Source organism: Brevundimonas sp. (genome assembly GCF_035935935.1).
Taxonomy (GTDB): domain Bacteria; phylum Pseudomonadota; class Alphaproteobacteria; order Caulobacterales; family Caulobacteraceae; genus Brevundimonas.
In genome coordinates this window covers 126526-146221 of sequence record NZ_DASYWO010000011.1, presented here as the reverse complement: position 1 = coordinate 146221, position 19696 = coordinate 126526, and the positions used below count along the sequence as shown (strand labels likewise).

The following is a 19696-nucleotide window of genomic DNA, read 5'->3' as shown; positions in this document are numbered from 1 at the left end:
ATCCGGACATCGAGGGCTTCATGACGGACTGGCTGGCGGCGATCCTTCTCGGCCTGATCGAGGGGCTGACCGAGTTCATTCCGGTGTCTTCGACCGGACACCTGCTGCTGCTGCGCGAGGCGCTGGGGCTGCAGGGCCGGAACTGGAACACCTTCGTGGTGATGATCCAGCTGGGCGCCATTCTGGCGGTGATCAGCGTCTATTTCGCCAAGCTGTGGAAGGTGCTGATGGGCCTGCCGACGCGGCCTGAGGCGCGGCATTTCGCCATCAGCGTCCTGATCGCCTTCCTGCCGTCGCTGGTCGCGGGCGTGTTCCTGTACGACTTCATCACCCGCATCCTGTTCGAGACGCCGCAGGTGATCTGCATCATGCTGATCGTCGGCGGCTTCCTGCTGATGGCCGTGGAACGGTTCGCCCCGCAGCCGCAGCATTTCGACGCGATGAAGCTGACGTGGAAGACGTCGCTGCTGATCGGCCTGTTCCAGTGCCTGGCCCTGGTGCCCGGCGTGTCGCGATCGGGCGCGACCATCTCGGGCTCCATCCTGCTGAAGCTGGAGAAGCCGGCGGCCGCGGAGTTCAGCTTCTTCCTCGCCATCCCCACGATGGTCGGCGCCTTCGCCTATGCGCTGCTCAAAGAGTACGAGACGATGGACTTCAGCTTCGGCTGGGTGATCGGCCTCGGGTTCCTGACCGCCTTCGTCGCCGGGCTGGCCGTCGTGCGGTTCCTCGTGAACTTCGTCGGACAGTATGGCTTCACGCCGTTCGCCATGTGGCGGATCGTCGTGGGAACCGTGGGTCTGCTGGCGATCTGGCTCTACTGAGCGGTCAGAAGGTCGCCTTCTCCGCGAACTGGCCGCCGCGGCGGTAGCGCCAGAGGTAGGACGGCACGACCGCTTCCATGCCGGTCGGCTGGACGCCGAGCGCCGCGAGACCCTCGGCCCCCTCGGCGACGACGTTGTCGGTCTCCAGCGACAGGACCTGATCGCGGGTCAGGAGCGGCGGAATGCCGAGGAAGGCGCTGAGCTGCGCCACCGAACCGATGGCGCGGGCGACCGGGAAGGGCAGCGGCGCCAGCAGGCGGCGGCGGCCCGTCTCGCGCAGCACGAGCTGCAGCACCTCCTCGAAGGTCAGCACCGCCGGCCCGCCCAGTTCGAAGGTGCGGCCCGCGAGGGAGGCGTCCTCGACCGACCGGGCGACGGCTTCGGCGACGTCGCCCACGTAGACCGGCTGGAACTTCGTCTTGCCGAAGCCGACCAGCGGCAGGGCCGGCGCGTAGCTGGCCATGCCGGCGAAGCGGTTCAGGAAGCCGTCGCCGGGCCCGAAAACCACCGACGGACGCAGGACGACCGCGTCGGGGAAGATGTCGCGCACCGCGGCCTCGCCAGCGGCTTTGGTGCGGGCGTACTGCGACTTGCCGTCGGCGTCGGCGCCGATGGCGGACATCTGGACGAACCGGCCCACGCCGGCGGCCCGGGCCTGCTCGGCGATGCGGCGCGCGGCGTCGACGTGCATGGCGTCGAAGCCGCGCTTGCCCGATTCGAACAGGACGCCGATCAGGTTCACGACGGCTTGGGCGCCGCGGCAGGCCTCGGCCACCTGCGCCGCGTCGGACACGTCGCAGCGCACCAGCTGGATCTGGCCGGGGTCGCCCGCGGGGCGCAGTTCGACCGCGAGATTGGGATTGCGCACGGCCACGCGCACCCGCCAGCCGCGCCTGGCCAGCACGCGGACGGCCTGGGTTCCGACGAAGCCCGAACCGCCGAAGACGGTGACCAGACCTTTCGTGGTCGCGACCATGGAATGCTCCGCAGACGTCGGCCGGCGCACCTGCGCACGGCCTTCGGGGGCGGGATAGACGAGGACCGCGCGGCGGGCAAACGCACGGCGAGAAAAAGGCCGTTGACCCGCATGGGCCCCTGCCTTAAGGGTCCGCGCCTTCCGGACGGGAAGCCCACGCGGCGGCCCGGCCCGAATGCCCAGGTGGCGGAATTGGTAGACGCGCTGGCTTCAGGTGCCAGTGACTGAAAGGTCGTGGAGGTTCGAGTCCTCTCCTGGGCACCAATTCTTCAAACGGCGTCGCGAGCGATCGCGACGCCGTTTTGATTCCTGACGCTCGCCCTGGCGCTCGACGCGCGGCTTCTCGCTGCTTGAGGGCGGGTGATGCGCGCCGGGGGACTTGTCGTGTATGAGCACCCCATGACCGTGCATTTCCATCAGGGCGACCTGCCCGACGGCCTCGACCTGGGCCCTATCGTCGCCGTGGATTCCGAGACCATGGGTCTGCGCTATCGCCGCGACGCCCTGTGCGTGGTGCAGCTGTCGGCCGGCGACGGCGACGCGCACGTGGTGCGGTTGAACCGCCGCGACTACGACTGTCCCAACCTGAAGCGGGTGCTGACCGACCCCGGCGTGATAAAGATCTTTCACTACGGCCGGTTCGACGTGGCGATGTTCCAGTTGCATCTCGGCGTGGACACCGCCCCGCTGTTCTGCACCAAGATCGCGTCGAAGCTGGCGCGCACCTACACCGACCGTCACGGGCTGAAGGACGTGGTCCGCGAACTGGCGGGCGTGGACCTGTCCAAGGCGCAGCAGTCCAGCGACTGGGGCGCCGCTCAGCTGAGTCCCGAACAGCTGGCCTATGCGGCGTCGGACGTGCTGCACCTGCATGCGGTGCGCGAACGGCTGATCGCCATGCTCGAACGCGAAGGCCGGATGGCTCTCGCGCAGGCCTGCTTCGACTTCCTGAACACGCGCGCCAGGCTGGATCTCGCCGGCTGGGACGAGATCGACGTCTTCGCCCACAGCTGAGCAGAACGTGAGAGACGCGCCCCCTCCCCTGCCCGACGACGACGGCCGGCTCGGCCGGGAGGCCGCGCGATGGCGCGCCCGCTCCGGGCGCGTGCGGCTGGCGCGTCGCCTGCTGCCGATCCTGATCGTGGTGCTGGCCGGCGGCGTGATCGCCTGGGTGGCGCTGCGCACCGTGATCTCCGGCGCCGAGCGGGAGGCCGAGACCCGTCAGGAGCAGGCGCTGGTCAACGCCGTCTTCCACGGACAGGACGATCAGGGCCGGTCCTTCATGATCGGCGCAAAGGGCGCGACCCGGGACCCGTCGACCGGCCGCTACCGGCTGATCGGGCCGGTGCTGAGGCTGAACCTCGGCGGCCGCAAGGTGACGGAGATGACCGCCGACGGCGGCGAGTACGACCAGGCCGCGAAGACGGTGACGATCGGCCCGAACGTTCGCATCGCCGACGGCGAAAGCGGCTTCACCCTGGTGACGCCGGAGGCCGTCATGGACACCGAGTCCGGCACGGTGAGGGGCGACAAGGGCGTGGAGGGCTCCGGCCCGCTTGGAACGCTGAAGGCTTCGGCCTATGTGATCGAGGACCAGGGCGAACGGATCCGCTTCCGCGGCCTTGGCGATCAGAAGGTGCGCGGGGTCATCAACCCCGCCGGATCGGACCGATGAGAATGAGCACGCGCAAGACCCTCGGCCTTCTGGCCGCCGCCGCCGTTCTGGCCCTGCCGGCGGCCGGCGGCGCGCAGTCCCCCGGGAACTCCGCCGACGCGCCCATCGCCTGGGGCGGGGATGATCTGGAAATCACGCCGGCCGGCTTCTCGCTGATCGGTCGGGCCGAGATCACCCAAGGCGGCAATCGCCTGCGCGCCGGCCGCGTCAACCTGACCACCGACGACCGCGGCGGCGTGACCCGGGTCGAGGCGATCGGCGAAGTCTTCTTCGTCACGCCGACCCAGACCGCGCGCGGCGACCGCGCCACCTATGACCTGAACACCGACGAGGTGGTGGTGACCGGCGAGGTGATCCTGGCCCAGGGCGAGAACGTCATGCGCGGCGGCCGGCTGGTCTACAACGTCCGGACCGAGACCGGCCGCATGGCCGGCGCGCCGACGGCCGGCGGCGACCGCGTGCAGGGCGTGTTCTATCCGGAAGGGAACGACTGAGGCGTTCGCCCGGTCGTTGAGCGCGTGGCCCGCAAGGAACTGTCCGCCCTCAATCTGGAACCCGAGGTCGCGTCCGACGCGGCCCCCGAGCGCCTGCGCGGCGAACGCGGCCTGCGGGTGGAAAGCCTCGCGCGCAGCTTCGGTCCGCGGCAGGTCGTCCGCGACGTCTCGCTGAGTCTGGACCGCGGCGAGGTGGCGGGCCTGCTGGGGCCGAACGGGGCGGGCAAGACGACCTGCTTCTACATGATCACCGGCCTGATCCCGCCCGACAGCGGCCGCATCCTGCTGGACGGGCAGGACGTCACGGCCCAGCCGATGTATCAGCGCGCCCGCATGGGTCTTGGCTATCTGGCGCAGGAGGCCAGCATCTTCCGCGGCATGACGGTGGAGGAGAACGTCCGCGCCGTGGTCGAACTGCACGAGGCCGGCAGGACGGCCGTGAAGGTGGAGACCGAGCGCCTGATGGAAGAGCTGGGCGTGTCGCATCTGGCGCAGGCGTCGGCGGCGGGCCTGTCTGGCGGCGAGCGGCGGCGGGTGGAAATCGCGCGGGCGCTGGCAGGGAAACCGGCCTTCATGCTGCTGGACGAACCCTTCGCCGGCATCGACCCGCTGGCCATCGCCGACATCCGGCAGGTCATCCGCTATCTGGCCGACCAGGGCATCGGCGTTCTGATCACCGACCACAACGTGCGCGAGACGCTGGACATCATCGACCGCGCCGCGATCATCTCGTCAGGCGCGGTGCTGTTCGAAGGCACGGCGGCGGAGATCGTGGCCGACCCGGAAGTGCGCCGCGTCTATCTGGGCGACAGCTATCGCTGAGGGGCTTGCGTTTCATCGCGGTGTAACACATCTGTCTGCGCATGAACGCCCCGCTGCCTGATCTCGCCGTCGTCTATGAACATCCCGAGTGGTTCGAACCCCTGTTCAGGGCGCTGGAGCGGCATGGGGTCAGCCACGTGAAAGTCCCCTTGGCGGGCGCCAGTTTCGACCCGGCCGGCTCGCCCGCGCCGGCCACGGTGGTGTTCAGCCGCGTGGCGATGAGCGCCTTCCTGCGCGAGCCGGAGCATCCGATCTTCTATGCGCAAAGCCTCTTCGAGCACTGGCAGGGGCTGGGGACGCGGGTGGTCAATGCGTCCGCGCTGAACATCGACACCTCCAAGGCGCGGCAGATGAGCCTGATCGCCCGACTGGGCCTGAAGGGTCCGGCGACGCGGGTCGCGCACCGGCAGGCGGACATCCCGGCCGCCGCGGAGGGTTTGCGGTTCCCTGTGCTGGTCAAGGCCGACATCGGGGGCGCCGGCGCCGGCATCACCCGCTATGAGACGCCCGAGACGCTGGCCGAGGCCGCGGCCGAGAACTGGTGCCCGGTCGGCGTCAACGGCATCTCGCTGATCCAGGAGTACGCGCCGCGGCGCGACGGAAAGATCACGCGCGTCGAGACGCTGAACGGCAAATACCTCTACGCCATCGACATCGAGAGCCCGGGCGACGCCTTCGACCTGTGCCCGGCCGACGCCTGTCTGGTCCGGCCCGGCGCGCCCGTTCTGAAGATGACCAGGGCCGAACCCTCGGCCGAGATCATCGCGGCGGCCGAGCGCATCGCCGTCGAAGGTGGGCTGGAGGTCGGCGGGATCGAGTATCTGATCGACGACCGCACGGGGGAAGCCCTCTTCTACGACATCAACGGCCTGTCGAATTTCGTGGCCGATCCGGTCCAGGTGCTGGGCTTCGATCCGCACGACGACCTGGTCGAATGGCTGAAGGGCATCATCGCGGCAGAGAAGGCCGGGCGCGGCGGAGACTTGGCGGCATGAGATACGGCTACTGGGCCCCCGTCTTCGGCGGCTGGTTGAGGAACGTCGACGACGAGCGCGAGGCGTCGTGGGAGAACCTGTCGCGTCTGGTGCGGCGGTCCGAGGAGATCGGCTGGGATCTGACCCTGATCGCCGAGCTGAACCTGAACGACATCAAGGGAATCCAGGCGCCGGCGCTGGACGCCTGGTCTTCGACCGCGGCGCTGGCGGCCGTGACCCGCAAGATCGAGTTGATGACGGCCGTGCGGCCGAACTTTCATCAGCCGGCGCTGTTCGCCAAACAGGCGGCGAACATCGATCGCATCTCCGGCGGCCGGCTGGCGCTGAACGTCGTGTCGTCGTGGTGGGCGAAGGAGGCCGAGAGCTATGGCCTGCAGTTCGACCAGCATGACGACCGCTATGCCCGGACGACGGAATGGCTGCAGGTGCTGGACCGCCTCTGGACCGAGGACCGGGTCGACTTCGACGGCCGACTGTACGCGATGAAGGACGCCATCGTGGAGCCGAAGCCGATCTCGACGCCGCAGCGCCGGCGGCCGACGATCTACGCCGGCGGCGAATCCGAGGCGGCCAAGACGCTGATCGCGCGGCTGTGCGACGCCTACGTGATGCACGGCGACGATCCGGAGCACATCGCGGCCAAGATCGCGGACATGAAGGCGCGGCGGGAAGCGTTCGGCCTGCCGCCCATGAAGTTCGGCATGGCCGGATACGCCATCGTCAGGGACAGCCCGGCCGAGGCGGACCGCGAGCTGGAGCGGATCACCACCATCCCCGGCCTGGCCGAAGGCAGGCCGCCCGCCGGATTCGCCAACTTCGACCAGTGGCTGTCGGGCACCGAGCTGGAGCGCGAGCTCAAGATCCGCGAATACAGCGTCTCAAACCGGGGCCTGAGGCCCGGCTTCGTCGGGACACCGGAGCAGGTTCGCGAGCGCATCGCAGAGTTCGAGGCTGCGGGTCTGGACCTGCTCCTGCTGCAGATGTCGCCGCAGGAGGAGGAGATGGAGCGGTTCGCCGCGCAGGTGATCCGCGCCTGATCCGTGGCGGGCTGAAGGACTTCAATCGCCGTTAACCGCTTCGGCCCGATTGTGGCCCCAGCAAGTTCCGGGCCATCCGGAGGCGGGAGCGACGACGTGCTGGGTCAGAGGCTTGAGGTCAGGCAGGGGCAGGGGCTGGTCGTCACGCCCCAGCTGCAGCAGGCCATCAAGCTGTTGCAGCTGTCGAACCAGGAGCTGGAGGCCTTCGTCGAGGCGGAGCTGGAGCGCAATCCGCTTCTGCAGCGCGACGAGCCCGACGCGCCGAGCGAGGTGGAGGCAGCGCCCGCCGAGGCCGCCGCGAGCTCGGAGAGCGAGCTGAGCTTCGAGGACGGGCGGTCGTCCGCGGCCGACGAGGCCATGGACGTGCGCGCCGACGACGGCTGGAACGACGCGTCCGAAACCGCCGCCGCCCCGACGGCCGAGGCCCAGGCCGGGCTGAACGACTGGAGCCGCGTCGGCGCCGGCGGCTCCGCCCCAGATGGCGAGCTGGAACGGCCGGACACGCGCGAGGCCACGCTGTGGGAGCATCTGCAGGCGCAGGCCTCGGCCGCGCGGCTGTCGCCGGCCGATCTGGCCGTCGCTTCGGTTCTCATCGACATGGTCGACGAGGGCGGATACCTGCGCGGCGAACTGGACGAGGTCGCCGACCGGCTGGGCTGCGGGCTGGATCGGGTCGAGGCCGTGCTGAAGGTCTGTCACGGCTTCGAGCCGACGGGCATCATGGCGCGCTCGGTGCCGGAGTGCCTGGGGCTGCAACTGGCGGAGCGGAACCGGCTGGACCCGGCGATGCAGGCGCTGCTGGACAACCTCGACCTGCTGGCGAAGCGCGACCTGCCCGGCCTGAAGAAGGCCTGCGGCGTCGACGGTGAGGATCTGGCCGAGATGATCGGCGAACTGAAGGCCCTGACGCCCCGGCCCGGCGCGGGCTTCGGCGGCGAGCCGGCGCAGACGGTGGTCGCCGACGTGATCGTCAAGCCGGACCCGGCCGGAGGCTGGCGCGTGGAGCTGAACGCCGACACCCTGCCCCGACTGCTGGTCGACAAGCGCTATCACGGCGTCGTGGCGTCGGGCGCGCGCTCGGACCAGGAAAAGACCTTCGTCGCGGAATGCGCGGCCCAGGCCAGCTGGCTGGTGAAGTCGCTGGACCAGAGGGCGAAGACCATCCTCAAGGTTTCCAGCGAGATCGTGCGACAGCAGGACGCCTTCCTGGCCTTCGGCGTGGAGTGCCTGCGGCCTCTGAACCTCAAGACGGTGGCCGACGCGATCGGCATGCACGAGTCGACCGTCAGCCGGGTCACGTCCAACAAGTGGATCGCGACGCCACGCGGCCTGTTCGAGCTGAAATTCTTCTTCACCGCGGCCATCGCCTCGGTCGACGGACAGGCGTCGCATTCGGCCGAGGCGGTGCGTCACCGGATCAAGTCGATGATCGACGCGGAAACGGCGGAGCGGGACGTGCTGTCGGACGACGCCATCGTCGACATCCTCAAGGAGGCCGGCATCGACATCGCCCGCCGCACGGTCGCCAAGTACCGGGAAGCCCTGCGCATTCCTTCATCGATGCAGCGGCGACGGATGCTCCGCGCCGGTTGATGCGGCGAACTGAAGCTTGACCACAAATTTGTGAGGTCCGTTGACACCGAACGCGCCCGGTCGCGTTCTATGGACATGCAAGTCCAGGTCAGCGGAAAGCACGTGGATGTCGGCGAAGCGTTGAGCTCGCGCATCTCCCAGGAACTCAATGACGGGGTCGGAAAATACTTCGAACGCGGCGGCCAGGACGCCGAGGTCGTGGTGTCCAAGGACGGCCCCGGGTTCAAGGTCGATTGCTGGGTCAGACTGGCCTCCGGCCAGTCGCTGGTGACCACCGGACTGGGCGGCGACGCCCACGCCGCCTTTTCGGATTCCCTCGACAAGCTCGAGAAGCGGGTGCGGCGTTACAAGCGCCGACTGAAGAACCACCACGCCGGTCCGGCCGGCCTTTCGCCCGAAAAGACCGAGATGGCGGCAGCCCGCGTCACGGTCTTCCGCGATCCCGAGAGCGTCGAGGATGAGGAGTTCGGGGAGGCCGGCGCTCCCGGCGACGCGCCAGCCGGCATGGTCATCGCCGAAAGCCAGTCGCAGGTGAAGCTGATGACCGTCGGTCAGGCCGTCCTCGAACTCGACATGACCGGCTATCCGGTCCTGATGTTCAGGAACGCCGGCCATGGCGGGCTGTCGGTGGTCTACCGACGACCCGACGGCAACATCGGCTGGATCGATCCGGCCAGAACGGCGGCGAACGGGCACGGCTGAGCCGCCACTTCAGGGTTTCGTCTTCATTCGGTGACGGTTCGCGGCTAAAGGGCCGCGGACCGGCCCGGCAGTGAGCGTTAGGGCGTTCGGGGACCATCATGCACATCGGCGCGTTGCTGCCCGTTGAAGGCGTTCACCTTCGCGGCGGCGTGACCTCAAAACGGCAGGCCCTGCACGCGCTGGCCGAGGCCGCCGCCCACGCCTACGGGCTGGAGGCGCAGACCGTCTATGACGCTCTGAACGAGCGCGAAGCGCTGGGATCGACGGCCCTGGGCGCCGGCGTGGCGGTGCCGCATGCGCGTATCCCCGGCCTGCGCGGGGTCAGTGCCGTCTTCCTGCGACTGGAACAGCCCGTGGCTTTCGGCGCCCTGGACGAACGCCCCGTCGATCTATTGCTGGGACTGTTCGCCGCGCCCGAGGACGGGGCAGGCCACCTGCGCGCGCTGGCGGCCGCGTCGCGCGCGCTGCGGGCGCCCGAGCTGCGCGAACAGCTGCGACGCGCGGAGCATCCCGACGCAGTGCTGGCGCTGTTGCTGCGGCAGTCGGAGGCCGAAGCGGCCTGAGCCGTCAGTGGACGGACACGGGCTCCAGCTCGTGCGCCACGGCGGCCGCGAACGCCGCCTCGCGGTCGATGAGAACCGCCAGACGCTCACCATCGGCGCTGTGGACGGCGTACAGGATCTGGTCCGGATCGATGTCCAGACCCTTGAGCGCCGCCTTGGGCGCATCACCCAGGATTTCGGCCGCCGCCACCTCCCGCACGTAGACCATGTCCGGAGCGCCGAGTTCGGCAAGGGCGCGCTTGGTCATGGAAGGGGTCATGGCGGTGTTTCCTGAAGCTCCACAGGGCTTTGAAGTCATGGCGTTATGATGGGAATGCGACGGACGGAGGGTCGTTCCTCCGGCCGGATAAGATCGACGTGAAGCAGGCCGTGTTCGAGCGTCGCGGCCCGCACTTCCAGACCATCCGCCAGAACGAAGGCGCGCGTGAAGCCGCGCGCGGCGATGCCGCGGTGCAGATAGGCGGCGCTTTCTCCCTCCGGCGCCTCGCGCTTGCCGGCAACGGTCAGCTGTCGACCTTCGACGGTCACGCTCAGCTCGTCCGGCGTGAAGCCGGCCACAGCCAGCGTGATGCGCACGGCGTCGCCGCCGCGCTGTTCGACGTTGTATGGGGGATAGCCTTCGCCGGCGGCGCGCTGGGCGCGGTCGATCAGGGCGCGGGTCTGGTCGAAGCCGAGCAGGAAAGGGCTGTCGAACAGGAGGGTGCGGGTCGTCATCGTCTCAAGCCCCCGAAGCAGGCCGTCCGCCTCAAGACCCCCCGCGATCGGCGGGGCCCGGCGAGCCTTGCACATGGGGATCGGACGCCTCGCCTTCAACCGAAAGGGGCCGCGTCATCGGAAGCGCTTGCGGGCGACGCTCTTCTCCCCTCTCATTCCGCCGACCCGCGCGGCGGAAGTCGAAGGAGCCTCTCATGCGTTTGTCGGTCGCGGTCTCGATCCTGTTCCTGGCAACGGCGACCCCCGCCGTCGTGGCCGCCCAGACGCCGCCCGACGCCGCGTCGACCTATCGCGATTTCCGGACGCGCGCGGAGGCGGGTGACGCCGCCGCCCAGTGGGAAGTCGGCATGATGCTGCTGAACGGTCACGGCGTGGCCCGCAACGACGCCGAGGCCTATCGCTGGGTGCGAAAGTCCGGCGAGCAGGGGAACGAAAGCGGGATGATCTCCACCGCCGTCATGCTGGCCATGGGTCAGGGCGTCGGGCGCGACCCCGGCGCGGCTCGCGACTGGTACCGGCGGGCGGCGGAGACACATGGATCGGCGCACGCCCTTCGCGGCCTGGCGGGCATGCTTCTGATGGGCGACGGCGGCGCCCCCGAACCGGAGCGCGGGCTGGCCTACCTCGAACTGGCGGCGGAGGGAGGCGACGCCCCCGCCGCACAGATCCTGGAGGCTGTCGCCCCCCAAGCGGCGGGCAAGCTCGATCGGGCGCAGGTGGACGCCTTCAAGACCGAATGGATCGCCGCGCACGGCCGGCCGGACTGAGCCGCCACGCCTCCCTGAAATGGCCACGAGGTCGCGGCATGCAGGCCGCGTCCTGACGTAGTTGAGGTCGCCCATGCCCCGGTTCAGCCCCCTCCCCCTGATCGCAGCAGCCGCGGTCGCCCTGGCGACGGGCAACGCCGTCGCGCACGCCCATCTCGCCTCGGCGACGCCGGCGCCGAACAGCGTCGTCGCGCCGACGCGGACCGTCAGCCTCACCTTCAGCGGGCGTATCGTCTCCACATTTTCGGACTTCGACGTCGTCGACGCCGCGGGCGCCAAGGCCGAGTTGCGGATCGCGCACGGCGAAGACGGGAAGTCGATGACGGCGACGCTGGCGCGGCCCCTCACGGCCGGCACCCATAGGGTGAACTGGCGGATCGCCTCCAGCGACGGCCATCGCATGACGGGATCCTATTCCTTCACCGTCCGGTGAGCGGCGAAGATGTCCTGATCGGCCTGAGGCTGATCCAGTACGCCGGGGCATGCCTGTTTCTCGGCGTGCCGCTGTTTCTCCTGGGCGCAGGGCGGGGGATGCGCGCGCCGCGGGCGCGGCCGGCTGTGATCGCCGCGGCGGCCGCGACCGCAGGGGCCGCTCTCCTTGCCCTCGTGGCGCAGACCGCCGTGATGGCCGGATCGTGGACGAAGGCCCTGGACGGGGAAGCGCTGTCGATGGTGGCGCTGAACACGGGGCTCGGCCTGTCGATGCTGGTGCGCGCGGGCGCCGCGCTTGCGGTCGGCCTGATCGCCGCCGCCGTGCGGCCGGCACGGACGAGGTGGGGGCTCGCAAGCCTGGCGGGCGTCGTCGCGGCGGCGAGTTTCGCATGGAGCGGTCACGCCGGAACGGCGGAAGGCGCAGGGGCTCTTCTGCATCCCGTCGCGGACGCCGCACATGCGGTCGCGGGCGCGACGTGGCTGGGCGCCCTCGCCTGTCTGGCGACCATCGGTGGGAGCCGGGCCGCGCATGACCCGGCCACGCCCCGCGCTTTCGCCGCCTTTTCGACCGTCGGGACCGGCAGCGTCGGCGTGCTGGCCGTGACCGGCGCCGTCAACGCCGTCTTCCTCGTCGGCCCGGAGCGGCTCGGCCAGCTGGCGACAGGCCTTTGGGGCCAGCTGTTGCTGGCCAAGCTCGCGCTCTTCGTGCTGATGCTGGCTCTGGCTGCGTCGAACCGATGGCGCCTGACGCCGGCCCTCGCGGCCGCCCAGGTCTCGGGCGATCCGGGCCCGGCCCTCGCCCGCCTGCGCCGCAGCGTGGCTCTCGAACTGCTGGCGGGCTTGGCCCTGCTGGCCGTCGTCGCGGCGCTGGGCGTCCAGCCCCCGCCGGCGCGGCTCTGAGCCGGAATTGGAAACGGCCGCTCCCCTTCAGGAAGCGGCCGTTATGGTGGAGCTAAGCGGAGTCGAACCGCTGACCTCTTGAATGCCATTCAAGCGCTCTACCAACTGAGCTATAGCCCCGAACCTTCACAGGTCGGATCGCCGGGGATCAGTGTCGCCCCCCGGCGAGGCGGCGGAACCTATGTCAGGGCTTTTTGAGGATCAAGCCCGGTCCCGCCTTTTATTTTCGACCTGGATTCAGTCCTCGTCGTCGCCCGGTTTGACGATCTCGTCCTCGAAGGAATCGTCGTCGTCCTCGTCCTCGATGAAGGGCACGGAATCGTCGTCGTCGTCGGCCAGATCGTCTTCGCCGGCCTCACCCATGCCGGGCTCCTCCGTCGGGTCCTTGGCGTCGTCGTCCTCGTCGTCGGGCGTCAGGATCGGCTCATGGCCCTCCTGGTCGATCTCGGGGGTGGCGACGGCCTCTTCCTCGTCCTCGTCGGCGTCGGCCGACTTGTCCTTGACCTGATCCTCCGCCTCGTCGTCCGTGTCCGGCACGCCGGCGGGGCGTCCGCGACGGTTGCGCAGCTTCAGCGCCTCTTCGGGATCGAAGTCCGTGGCGCACTTGGGGCAGTGCGCCGGGCGGCGGTTGAGATCGTAGAATTTGGCCTGGCAGTTCGGACAGACCTGCTTGGCGCCCAGTTCGGGATTGGCCACGGGGAGACCTTGAAAGGAGTTGCCGGAAAGCGGGGCGCTCCCTTGCCACCGCGCGGGGCCGCTGTCAAAACCCGCGTCCCGCAAAGCCTGAGGTTCCGCCCTTTGGCCCCTTCGCCCGAGACCCTGACCGCACGCCCCGGACGGCCCCTCAACGGGGTCGTGACGGCGCCCGGCGACAAGTCCATCAGCCACCGCGCGCTGATCCTCGGGGCAATGGCGACGGGGACGACCCGGATCGACGGCCTGCTGGAAGGCGACGACGTGCGGGCCACGGCGCGGGCGGTCGAGGCGTTCGGCGCGGGCGTGGAGCGGCTGGGTCCGGGGCGTTGGCGCGTGACGGGGAATGCCGGCTTCTCGCGGCCGGCCGGCGCGATCGACTGCGGCAACGCCGGCACCGGCGTACGGCTGCTGATGGGCGCGGCGGCCGGCTATCCGGTCTCGGCGACCTTCGACGGCGACGCGTCCCTGCGGAAGCGGCCGATGAAGCGGGTGACCGGACCGTTGACGGCGATGGGCGCGCGGTTCGACTGGACCGGGGCGGAAGACCGTCTGCCGGCCACCCTGACCGGGGGCGGACTGGCGGGGCTCGAGTTCACGCAGAAGGTCGCCTCCGCCCAGGTGAAGTCGGCGATCCTGCTGGCGGGGTTGAACGCGACGGGACGCACCGTCGTGGTCGAGCCGGAAAAGAGCCGGGACCACACAGAGCGGATGCTGGCCGCATTCGGCGCGCACGTGCAGGTGAACGAGGAGGGCGCGGGCTGGCGGGTCACGCTGGAGGGCGGACAGGCGTTTAGGGCGACCGAGGTCTGCGTGCCCGGGGATCCCTCCTCCGCCGCCTTCCCGCTGGCGGCCGGGCTGATCGTGCCGGGGGCGGAGGTGACGGTCAGGAACGTCATGCTGAACCCGCTGCGGACCGGCCTGTTCGAGACATGGCTGGAGATGGGGGCGGACCTGACCGTCTCGAACCGCCGCGCGGCGGGCGGCGAGGAGGTCGGCGACCTGACGGCGCGGCATTCGCGACTTGCGGGGGTGGTCGTGCCGCCGGAGCGGGCGGCCTCGATGATCGACGAGTACCCGATCCTGGCCGCCACGGCCGCCTTCGCGCGCGGGGATACCGTGATGCGCGGCATCGGCGAGATGCGGGTCAAGGAGAGCGACCGCATCGCCCTGATGGCCGCCGGGCTGCAGGCGTGCGGCGTGCGGGTGGAAGAGGAGCCGGAGGGCTTCGTCGTCACCGGCGGGTCGGTCCGCGGCGGCGGGGCCGTGACCACCCACGGCGACCACCGCATCGCCATGAGCCACCTTATCCTCGGTCTGGCCGCGGAGCGGGCGGTGACGGTCGACGAGCCAGGCATGATCGCCACGAGCTTTCCAACGTTCGTGCAGATGATGCGCGACCTGGGAGCCGACTTCGCATGAGCCGCGACCTGATCATCGCCGTCGACGGCCCGGCCGCCTCGGGCAAGGGCACCGTCGCAGCCCGCCTCGCCCGCCACTACGGCCTGCCCTACCTCGACACTGGCCTGCTGTACCGCGCGGTGGGCCTGGCCGTGCTGGACGCCGGCGGGGACCTGGACGACGCGGCGGCGGCGGAAGCCGCGGCACGCACCATCGACGCGGCGCATCTGGAGGACGTCGAGCGACTGACCGGGCGCGAGGCCGGAGAGGCGGCCAGCCGCGTGGCGGGGCATCCCGCAGTGCGGGCGGCGCTGCTGGACTATCAGCGCGCGTTCGCGGCGCAGGCGGGCGGCGCGGTTCTGGACGGGCGCGACATCGGCACGGTGATCGCGCCGGACGCGCCGGCCAAGCTGTTCGTCACCGCCACGCCGGAGGTGCGGGCGATGCGTCGCTGGAAGCAGCTGACCGGGCGCGGCGAGGTCATCGGGTTCGAGGACATGCTGGCGGACATCCTGCGCCGCGACGAGCGCGACGCCGGGCGAGGCGCGGCGCCCATGGTGCAGGCCGACGACGCGGTCTTGCTGGACACCACCGAAATGGATATAGACGCCGCCTTCGATGCGGCCCGCCGCATCATCGAGGCCGCGCGCGTCCGATAAGGACAAATCCACCGCCCGGTCTTCGATCTCCGCGGGCGCTCTGGCCACCGGCCTCGCATCCTGACGACCTGACTTCAGAAATCCCAACCCGCGCGGGACCGTCCGGTCGCGCGCCCCAACCTTTCATTCAACCCCAGAGCTTCATTTGACCGACACCCTCACCCCCACCCGCGACGATTTCGCCGCGCTTCTGAACGACACGCTCGGCGAGCGCGATCTCGGCGAAGGCCAGGTCGTCCATGGCCGCGTCGTCGGCGTCGAGAAGGACATCATCATCATCGACGTCGGTCTGAAGACCGAAGGCCGCATCGCCGCCCGTGAGTTCGGCATCGGCGAAGGCGCCGTGATCCCGAAGGTCGGCGACGACGTCGAGGTGTATCTGGAGCGCGTCGAGAACGCGCTGGGCGAGGCCGTCATCAGCCGCGACAAGGCTCGCCGCGAAGAAGCCTGGACCCGTCTGGAAGTCGTGTTCGCCGACGGCCAGCCGGTCAACGGCGTGATCGTGGGCCGCGTGAAGGGCGGCTTCACCGTCGATCTGGGCGGCGCCTCGGCCTTCCTGCCGGGCTCGCAGGTGGACATCCGTCCGGTCCGCGACGTCGGTCCGCTGATGGGCAAGGAGCAGCCGTTCGCGATCCTGAAGATGGACCGCCCGCGCGGCAACATCGTCGTCTCGCGTCGCGCCATTCTGGAAGAGGCCCGCGCCGAACAGCGCACCGAGCTGGTCGGCCAGCTGCAAGAGGGCGAAGTCCGCGAAGGCGTCGTCAAGAACATCACCGACTACGGCGCGTTCGTGGATCTGGGCGGCATCGACGGCCTGCTGCACGTCACCGACATGTCGTGGAAGCGCGTCTCGCATCCGTCGCAGGTCCTGGCGGTCGGCGACACCGTCAAGGTGCAGATCGTCAAGATCAACCCGGACACCCAGCGCATCAGCCTGGGCATGAAGCAGCTGCAGGCCGACCCGTGGGACGGCGTGGAAGCCAAGTATCCGGTCGGCGCCAAGATGACGGGCCGCATCACCAACATCACCGACTACGGCGCCTTCGTGGAGCTGGAAGCCGGCGTCGAGGGTCTGGTGCACGTCTCGGAGATGTCGTGGACCAAGAAGAACGTCCACCCCGGCAAGATCGTGTCGACCTCGCAGGAAGTCGACGTGGTCGTGCTGGACGTCGACGCCTCCAAGCGCCGCATCTCGCTGGGTCTGAAGCAGGCCCAGGACAATCCGTGGGACGCCTTCGTGGCCAACAACCCGATCGGCTCGACCGTCGAGGGCGAGGTCAAGAACGCCACCGAGTTCGGCCTGTTCATCGGCCTGGACAACGACATCGACGGCATGGTGCACCTGTCGGACCTGGACTGGAACGTCTCGGGCGAGGAAGCCATCCAGCGCTACCGCAAGGGCGAGATGGTCAAGGCCAAGGTGCTGGACGTCGACGTCGAGAAGGAACGCGTCTCGCTGGGCATCAAGCAGCTGGGCGGCGACCCGATCGGCGAGGGCGACACCTACAAGCGCGGCCAGCAGGTCACGGTCACCGTTTCGTCGATCGAGACGGGCGGCATTGAGGTGAAGTTCGGTGAGGACGACGCACCGGTTTCGGCCTTCATCCGCAAGTCCGACCTGTCGCGCGACCGCAACGAGCAGCGCCCCGAGCGCTTCGCCGTCGGCGACCGCGTCGACGCCATGATCACCGCCGTGGACAAGGCTTCGCGCCGCATCTCGGTGTCGATCAAGGCGCTGGAGATGAAGGACGAACAGGAGGCCATCGAGCAGTTCGGGTCGTCGGACTCGGGCGCGTCGCTGGGCGACATCCTGGGCGCCGCGCTGCGCGAAAAGGCCGGCTCGAAAGACTGATCGAGATTGGTCGCCCCAAGCCGCAAGCGACCGCGTCGCGCGCGTCAGGGCACGAATGATGAAGGGCGGCGGGAGCGATCCTGCCGCCCTTTTTCGCGCCCCCGACCCGGGGTTCACCACGATGACGGCGTTATTCGGCGCCCCGGGGGTTTTCTCGCCCCGCACGCGAGGTCTAGGGTGGCGTCGGAACCGGTCGGCCACGTACGGTTCCGGACACGGGAGTCACGGGCGGGGGCCTGCATGATCAAGTCCGAACTGATCGAGAAGCTTGCGGCGGAGAACCGCCACCTCACGCACGGCGAGGTCGAACGCGTCGTCAACGTCATTCTGAGCGGCATGACGGACGCCCTGTCGGCCGGCGGTCGTGTGGAAATCCGCGGCTTCGGCGCCTTTTCCGTCCGCGATCGTCCGGCGCGGGCCGGGCGCAATCCGCGCACGGGCGAGGCCGTGGACGTGCCGGCCAAGTCGGTGCCTTTCTTCAAGAGCGGCAAGGAGCTGCGCGAGCGGCTGAACGCCAGCGGCGATGCCTGACGAGACGCTGCGGTTCGGCGCGGCCGATCTGGCCGATGCTTCCGTGCTGGCGCTGATCGACCTGCACATGGACGGGATGCGGCGGTCTTCACCGCCCGAAAGCGTGCATGCGCTCGACCGATCCGGCCTGACCGCCGCCGACGTCGATCTGCGGGTGGCGCATCAGGCCGGCCACGCCGTGGCCATGGGCGCCCTGCGCGCGCTGCCGGACGGGACCGTCGAGCTGAAATCCATGCGCGTGCGCCCGGATCGCCTCGGGCAGGGGCTGGGGCGGGCGATGCTGGAGCATCTGATCCATCGGGCGCTGGCCCGGGGGCATCCCCGCATCAGCCTTGAAACGGGATCCGGCGAGGCCTTCGAACCGGCGCTGGCGCTGTATCGCGCGCGCGGCTTCCGCGACGGGCCGGCCTTCGGCGGCTATGAGGCCACGCCTTTCAACCAGTTCCTGCATCTGGACCTGCCGCCACAGGAGACGCCGGCATGAGCCTGTTCGCCGAGTTCAAGGAGTTCATCAGCCGGGGCAACGTCGTCGATCTGGCGGTGGGGGTCATCATCGGCGCCGCCTTCGGCAAGATCGTCACCAGCCTGGTCGAGCAGGTGGTCATGCCGCCGATCGGCCTGGCGCTGGGGCGGGTCGACTTTTCCCGGCTGAAGTGGGTGTTGTCGCCGGAGGATCCGACCACCGAGGCGGTGGAAGAAGTCGCGATCCAGTACGGCGCCTTCATCAACACCCTGATCCAGTTCGTGATCGTGGCGGCGGTGATCTTCCTGATGGTCAAGGCCATCAACAGGCTGCGCCGGGAAAAGGCGTCCGAACCCGACGCCGCACCGGCGGCGCCGACGCCGACCGAGGCCCTGCTGGCCGAAATCCGGGACGAGCTGAAGGCCCGGCCGCGGGCCTAGGCGGCGCGGCGGCGCTCGCCGCCCGGGGCCGGCCGCAGACAGATTTCATAGTCGCCGTCGAACGGCGTGGGGTCCCACGGCAGACCCGGGGGGGGCGTCGGTCCAGCGCAGCTTGCAATGGCCCCATCCGCCCTCGCGTCGCGCGCGCTCGCCCCATGACCCCAACGCCGCCAGAACGCGCCCCGACACGACCTGCAGCCGCAACTTGGCCACGCCGCGCGAGCGCGCCATGTCGAACAGAGCCGCCACAAGCTCCGGCACGTGGCGGTCATGGCCCTCGACCCAATCGAGATCGAGGATCTCGAGCGCCGTGACTTCCAGGGAGTTGCCCTTGGCCAGTCTCGCGCGGGCATGCGCGACCAGTTCACGTCCTTCGAACCGGCCCAGCGTGACCGCCGGCCAGGTCGCCTGCGGATCGGCGTCGCGCCAGGCCATGACCTCCGGCGATCTGTCGGGCCGGAGGCGCATCTCCCGCGCGAGCCGCAGGCGGTAGGCGTCCCAGGCCGAGCCGGGCCCGAAGTCGACGAGCGCCTCGACGCCCCCGTCCGCACCCACCGCATGCCAGTCCCCGTCGAGCCGGCGGCTGACCAGCCGCTCGCCCAGGAGATCGGAGACGCGGCGATCGTGCGCGGCGAGCCGGAGGGCGCGGCCCATGGCGCAAGCGACCGGATCGACGATCCATGCGAGCTTCAACGCATGGGTGGTTCCCGGCCACGGCGCCATGCCCAGCCGCCCATACAGCGGCGCGCCCGCGGGATTGGCGTTGAAGGTCCAGACCGCGAAAACCTCGTCCTGTTGAACGAAGGTCCGGACCAGTCGCGTCCCCGAGCCGCGGCCATGCTCGGCCGTCACGACGGAATAGCCGGTGGCTCCGGTCAGCGCCTGTCCGGCGCCGACGCAGCGGAGCCGGAGATTGCCGAGCACGCCGACCGGCCGGTCGTCTCCATCGACGGCGACCCAGGCGACGGGCGCCTCCCCGGCCGCCGGGTTGGCCGCCAGCCAGCGCCAGCCGGCGAAGGTCCGCACCGGCCAGCCGACGCCCGCGTGCAGGCCTGCGACGAGGGCCACCTCATCCGGATCGTGAGGTCGGAAGGGTCGAATCGGGGTGGTCATGTCTCATTCCGGGTGGAACAGAAGCCTTCCGCGAGACATGAGCAAAGGTTGTG

24 protein-coding genes and 2 tRNA genes are annotated in these 19696 nt (G+C 69.8%); 20 read left to right on the top strand and 6 right to left on the bottom strand.

The window, feature by feature from the left end; genetic code table 11:
• The first annotated feature begins 20 nt into the window (after positions 1-20).
• The gene (locus VGR32_RS12055) at positions 21-821 is read left to right on the top strand and encodes an undecaprenyl-diphosphate phosphatase (protein WP_327450964.1); all 801 of its coding nucleotides are present in this window, start codon (positions 21-23) and stop codon (positions 819-821) included.
• A gap of 4 nt (positions 822-825) precedes the next feature.
• Here the strand turns inward: VGR32_RS12055 and VGR32_RS12050 are convergent, their stop codons facing one another.
• The gene (locus VGR32_RS12050) at positions 826-1797 is read right to left on the bottom strand and encodes a complex I NDUFA9 subunit family protein (protein WP_327450962.1); all 972 of its coding nucleotides are present in this window, start codon (positions 1795-1797) and stop codon (positions 826-828) included.
• A 177-nt stretch (positions 1798-1974) separates the two neighbouring features.
• On the opposite strand from VGR32_RS12050, the gene VGR32_RS12045 reads away from it, so the two are divergent.
• From VGR32_RS12045 to VGR32_RS12000, 10 genes are all read left to right on the top strand, one after another.
• Positions 1975-2061 (top strand) — tRNA-Leu (locus tag VGR32_RS12045).
• A 135-nt stretch (positions 2062-2196) separates the two neighbouring features.
• The gene (locus tag VGR32_RS12040; RefSeq protein ID WP_327450960.1) at positions 2197-2811 is read left to right on the top strand and encodes a ribonuclease D; all 615 of its coding nucleotides are present in this window, start codon (positions 2197-2199) and stop codon (positions 2809-2811) included.
• A gap of 7 nt (positions 2812-2818) precedes the next feature.
• Entirely contained in the window at positions 2819-3472 is a 654-nt protein-coding gene (lptC, locus tag VGR32_RS12035) for an LPS export ABC transporter periplasmic protein LptC (protein ID WP_327450958.1), read from the top strand.
• Positions 3473-3474: 2 nt separating this feature from the next.
• Entirely contained in the window at positions 3475-3966 is a 492-nt protein-coding gene (locus tag VGR32_RS12030) for an LptA/OstA family protein (protein ID WP_327450956.1), read from the top strand.
• A gap of 24 nt (positions 3967-3990) precedes the next feature.
• Positions 3991-4788, top strand: coding sequence for an LPS export ABC transporter ATP-binding protein (gene lptB / locus VGR32_RS12025; RefSeq protein WP_327450954.1), 798 nt, complete (start codon positions 3991-3993; stop codon positions 4786-4788).
• Positions 4789-4829: 41 nt separating this feature from the next.
• Positions 4830-5783: an alpha-L-glutamate ligase gene (locus VGR32_RS12020; protein ID WP_327450952.1), complete on the top strand. Its 954-nt coding sequence runs from the start codon at positions 4830-4832 to the stop codon at positions 5781-5783.
• Positions 5780-6820, top strand: coding sequence for an LLM class flavin-dependent oxidoreductase (locus tag VGR32_RS12015; protein WP_327450950.1), 1041 nt, complete (start codon positions 5780-5782; stop codon positions 6818-6820). The genes VGR32_RS12020 and VGR32_RS12015 overlap by 4 nt, the downstream gene beginning before the upstream one ends.
• Before the next feature lie 96 nt (positions 6821-6916).
• Positions 6917-8413, top strand: a complete 1497-nt coding sequence (gene rpoN / locus VGR32_RS12010) for an RNA polymerase factor sigma-54 (RefSeq protein ID WP_327450948.1) — start codon at positions 6917-6919, stop codon at positions 8411-8413.
• Between the two features lie 75 nt (positions 8414-8488).
• A complete protein-coding gene (gene hpf / locus VGR32_RS12005; RefSeq protein WP_327451024.1) occupies positions 8489-9115 on the top strand; it encodes a ribosome hibernation-promoting factor, HPF/YfiA family in 627 nt (208 codons plus the stop codon).
• 98 nt (positions 9116-9213) lie between these two features.
• On the top strand, positions 9214-9678 hold the full coding sequence (locus VGR32_RS12000) for a PTS sugar transporter subunit IIA (protein WP_327450946.1): 465 nt from the start codon (positions 9214-9216) through the stop codon (positions 9676-9678).
• A gap of 4 nt (positions 9679-9682) precedes the next feature.
• On the opposite strand, the gene VGR32_RS11995 is transcribed toward VGR32_RS12000, so the two are convergent.
• Both VGR32_RS11995 and VGR32_RS11990 read right to left on the bottom strand, forming a co-directional pair.
• Positions 9683-9937, bottom strand: coding sequence for a DUF1150 family protein (locus VGR32_RS11995; protein ID WP_327450944.1), 255 nt, complete (start codon positions 9935-9937; stop codon positions 9683-9685).
• Positions 9938-9972: 35 nt separating this feature from the next.
• Positions 9973-10392 carry an Hsp20 family protein gene (locus tag VGR32_RS11990; protein WP_327450941.1) on the bottom strand — a complete coding sequence of 140 codons (420 nt, stop codon included), beginning with the start codon at positions 10390-10392 and terminating at the stop codon, positions 9973-9975.
• A 194-nt stretch (positions 10393-10586) separates the two neighbouring features.
• Here VGR32_RS11990 and VGR32_RS11985 point away from each other — a divergent pair, with 194 nt between their 5' ends.
• The 3 genes from VGR32_RS11985 to copD all read left to right on the top strand — a co-directional run bounded on the left by VGR32_RS11985 (position 10587) and on the right by copD (position 12491).
• Complete coding sequence (locus VGR32_RS11985) at positions 10587-11159, top strand: tetratricopeptide repeat protein (protein WP_327450939.1); 573 nt, start codon at positions 10587-10589, stop codon at positions 11157-11159.
• Positions 11160-11232: 73 nt separating this feature from the next.
• Positions 11233-11592, top strand: coding sequence for a copper homeostasis periplasmic binding protein CopC (gene copC, locus VGR32_RS11980; protein ID WP_327450937.1), 360 nt, complete (start codon positions 11233-11235; stop codon positions 11590-11592).
• Entirely contained in the window at positions 11589-12491 is a 903-nt protein-coding gene (gene copD, locus VGR32_RS11975; protein WP_327450936.1) for a copper homeostasis membrane protein CopD, read from the top strand. Before copC ends, copD begins: the two co-directional genes overlap by 4 nt.
• A gap of 44 nt (positions 12492-12535) precedes the next feature.
• Here the strand turns inward: copD and VGR32_RS11970 are convergent.
• Positions 12536-12611: transfer RNA gene (locus VGR32_RS11970), tRNA-Ala, on the bottom strand.
• A gap of 117 nt (positions 12612-12728) precedes the next feature.
• Entirely contained in the window at positions 12729-13187 is a 459-nt protein-coding gene (locus VGR32_RS11965; RefSeq protein ID WP_327450935.1) for a TIGR02300 family protein, read from the bottom strand.
• A gap of 102 nt (positions 13188-13289) precedes the next feature.
• Between VGR32_RS11965 and aroA the strand changes: the two genes are divergently transcribed.
• The 6 genes from aroA to mscL all read left to right on the top strand — a co-directional run bounded on the left by aroA (position 13290) and on the right by mscL (position 18530).
• Complete coding sequence (gene aroA, locus VGR32_RS11960) at positions 13290-14606, top strand: 3-phosphoshikimate 1-carboxyvinyltransferase (RefSeq protein WP_414642918.1); 1317 nt, start codon at positions 13290-13292, stop codon at positions 14604-14606.
• The gene (cmk, locus tag VGR32_RS11955) at positions 14603-15244 is read left to right on the top strand and encodes a (d)CMP kinase (RefSeq protein ID WP_327450934.1); all 642 of its coding nucleotides are present in this window, start codon (positions 14603-14605) and stop codon (positions 15242-15244) included. Before aroA ends, cmk begins: the two co-directional genes overlap by 4 nt.
• Positions 15245-15389: 145 nt before the next feature.
• Entirely contained in the window at positions 15390-17096 is a 1707-nt protein-coding gene (gene rpsA / locus VGR32_RS11950; protein ID WP_327450933.1) for a 30S ribosomal protein S1, read from the top strand.
• A gap of 240 nt (positions 17097-17336) precedes the next feature.
• Positions 17337-17627, top strand: coding sequence for an integration host factor subunit beta (locus VGR32_RS11945; protein ID WP_327450931.1), 291 nt, complete (start codon positions 17337-17339; stop codon positions 17625-17627).
• Positions 17620-18111, top strand: a complete 492-nt coding sequence (locus VGR32_RS11940; RefSeq protein WP_327450929.1) for a GNAT family N-acetyltransferase — start codon at positions 17620-17622, stop codon at positions 18109-18111. Before VGR32_RS11945 ends, VGR32_RS11940 begins: the two co-directional genes overlap by 8 nt.
• Complete coding sequence (gene mscL, locus VGR32_RS11935) at positions 18108-18530, top strand: large-conductance mechanosensitive channel protein MscL (RefSeq protein ID WP_327450927.1); 423 nt, start codon at positions 18108-18110, stop codon at positions 18528-18530. The genes VGR32_RS11940 and mscL overlap by 4 nt, the downstream gene beginning before the upstream one ends.
• 45 nt (positions 18531-18575) lie before the next feature.
• On the opposite strand, the gene VGR32_RS11930 is transcribed toward mscL, so the two are convergent.
• Positions 18576-19643 (bottom strand): N-acetyltransferase, encoded by a 1068-nt coding sequence (locus VGR32_RS11930; RefSeq protein ID WP_327450924.1) that lies wholly within the window; start codon positions 19641-19643, stop codon positions 18576-18578.
• Positions 19644-19696: the final 53 nt, after the last annotated feature.

Bases quoted from the DNA above. Each gene is read 5' to 3' on its own strand.
- VGR32_RS12015 (WP_327450950.1), top strand. From the start codon at position 5,780: ATGAGATACGGCTACTGGGCCCCCGTCTTCGGCGGCTGGTTGAGGAAC.
- VGR32_RS11990 (WP_327450941.1), bottom strand. From the start codon at position 10,392: ATGACGACCCGCACCCTCCTGTTCGACAGCCCTTTCCTGCTCGGCTTC.
- VGR32_RS11995 (WP_327450944.1), bottom strand. From the start codon at position 9,937: ATGACCCCTTCCATGACCAAGCGCGCCCTTGCCGAACTCGGCGCTCCG.
- VGR32_RS12055 (WP_327450964.1), top strand. From the start codon at position 21: ATGACGGACTGGCTGGCGGCGATCCTTCTCGGCCTGATCGAGGGGCTG.
- copC (WP_327450937.1), top strand. From the start codon at position 11,233: ATGCCCCGGTTCAGCCCCCTCCCCCTGATCGCAGCAGCCGCGGTCGCC.
- VGR32_RS11940 (WP_327450929.1), top strand. From the start codon at position 17,620: ATGCCTGACGAGACGCTGCGGTTCGGCGCGGCCGATCTGGCCGATGCT.
- VGR32_RS11985 (WP_327450939.1), top strand. From the start codon at position 10,587: ATGCGTTTGTCGGTCGCGGTCTCGATCCTGTTCCTGGCAACGGCGACC.
- mscL (WP_327450927.1), top strand. From the start codon at position 18,108: ATGAGCCTGTTCGCCGAGTTCAAGGAGTTCATCAGCCGGGGCAACGTC.
- cmk (WP_327450934.1), top strand. From the start codon at position 14,603: ATGAGCCGCGACCTGATCATCGCCGTCGACGGCCCGGCCGCCTCGGGC.
- VGR32_RS12040 (WP_327450960.1), top strand. From the start codon at position 2,197: ATGACCGTGCATTTCCATCAGGGCGACCTGCCCGACGGCCTCGACCTG.
- VGR32_RS11930 (WP_327450924.1), bottom strand. From the start codon at position 19,643: ATGACCACCCCGATTCGACCCTTCCGACCTCACGATCCGGATGAGGTG.
- VGR32_RS12020 (WP_327450952.1), top strand. From the start codon at position 4,830: ATGAACGCCCCGCTGCCTGATCTCGCCGTCGTCTATGAACATCCCGAG.
- VGR32_RS12030 (WP_327450956.1), top strand. From the start codon at position 3,475: ATGAGCACGCGCAAGACCCTCGGCCTTCTGGCCGCCGCCGCCGTTCTG.
- VGR32_RS12050 (WP_327450962.1), bottom strand. From the start codon at position 1,797: ATGGTCGCGACCACGAAAGGTCTGGTCACCGTCTTCGGCGGTTCGGGC.
- hpf (WP_327451024.1), top strand. From the start codon at position 8,489: ATGCAAGTCCAGGTCAGCGGAAAGCACGTGGATGTCGGCGAAGCGTTG.
- VGR32_RS12000 (WP_327450946.1), top strand. From the start codon at position 9,214: ATGCACATCGGCGCGTTGCTGCCCGTTGAAGGCGTTCACCTTCGCGGC.
- VGR32_RS11945 (WP_327450931.1), top strand. From the start codon at position 17,337: ATGATCAAGTCCGAACTGATCGAGAAGCTTGCGGCGGAGAACCGCCAC.